Genomic DNA, 1,100 nt, shown 5'->3' on the forward strand with positions numbered 1-1,100 from the left:
CCGGGCTCGAAAATCCAGCCTCTCCGGCGTTTGAGGAGCGGGGGTCCAGGGGGCAGAGCCCTCTGGCGGGGTCTGGGGCGGAGCCCCAGGGGATGGGAATGGGTAGGGGCGGCGGGGGCGAAAACCAGTGGGCCCGCCACCCGCCGCCCTCCTAGCATCCAAGCCATGCCCAAACCCCACGGCTTCCACTACGAAGCGAACCCCAACGGCACCGTGAAGATCACCCACAACGGCCGCGCGGCGACCACGCTGCGCGGCCCCCGCGCCGACCAGTTCCTCACGGAAGTGGCCTCCGGCGACCCCCAACTGGTCATGGCCCGCTGGACCGGAAACTACAAGCGCGGCAACGAACGCACGGCCCGCAACCACCCCCGCAACAGCCACTGACCCGATTGGCTGCCAGGTAAGGGAACGGTAAAGCGAACCCGCTCGTTACCCCAGGCATGACAGCTATGACCCCCGGCTCGAACATCCCTCTCCCCGTCGCCCGCGTGACGGTGGACGTCACCGCCCCGGTGCGGCTCGACGTATCGGGCCTGCTGCTCACCGCCGACGGCAAGGTGCGCTCCGACGACGACTTCATCTTCTACAACCAGCCGACCGGCCCCGGCGTGAGCTACCGCTCGGGCGGCGGCACGACTGCGGACGCGATCATGGTCGACACGGCCGCCGTCCCCCAGGGCATCGAAAAGATCGTCGTCACGGCCAGCCCGGACGCGGCGGGCCAGACCTTCCAGGGCATCGAACCCACGGCGACCATTCGCAACGCGGACGACAACTCCGTCCTGGCCACCTTCACCCCGCCCCAGCTCGGCACGGAGACGGCCCTGGTCATCGTGGAGGTCTACCTCCGCAACGGCGCCTGGAAGGCGCGCGCGGTCGGCCAGGGATACGCGAACGGCCTGGCGGGCATCGCCACGGACTTCGGCGTCTCGGTGGAGGAACCGGCACCGACCCCGGCAGCCCCCGCCCAGACCCCCGTCGCCCCGCCCGCCCCCAGCATGCAGCCCCCGACCGCTCCCCCGGCTCCGCCCCTGGACCCGCGCCTCGCCGCCACGCCCCCGCCCGCGGCCGCTCCCCCGGCACCGCCCGCCCCGCCC

At 72.3% G+C, this 1,100-nt stretch carries 2 protein-coding genes; both read left to right on the forward strand.

The window, feature by feature from the left end; genetic code table 11:
* Positions 1 to 165 precede the first annotated feature (165 nt).
* Positions 166 to 387 carry a hypothetical protein gene (locus FGD71_RS34965; RefSeq protein ID WP_119104590.1) on the forward strand — a complete coding sequence of 74 codons (222 nt, stop codon included), beginning with the start codon at positions 166 to 168 and terminating at the stop codon, positions 385 to 387.
* 65 nt (positions 388 to 452) lie between these two features.
* On the forward strand, positions 453 to 1,100 hold a 648-nt coding region (locus FGD71_RS34970), incomplete at its 3' end, for a TerD family protein (RefSeq protein WP_181359331.1).

This window comes from Streptomyces sporangiiformans, assembly GCF_005768555.2.
In the GTDB taxonomy this organism is placed as follows: domain Bacteria; phylum Actinomycetota; class Actinomycetes; order Streptomycetales; family Streptomycetaceae; genus Streptomyces; species Streptomyces sporangiiformans.

Excerpts from the sequence above, each read along its gene's own strand:
- FGD71_RS34965 (WP_119104590.1), top strand. The coding sequence starts at position 166 with ATGCCCAAACCCCACGGCTTCCACTACGAAGCGAACCCCAACGGCACC.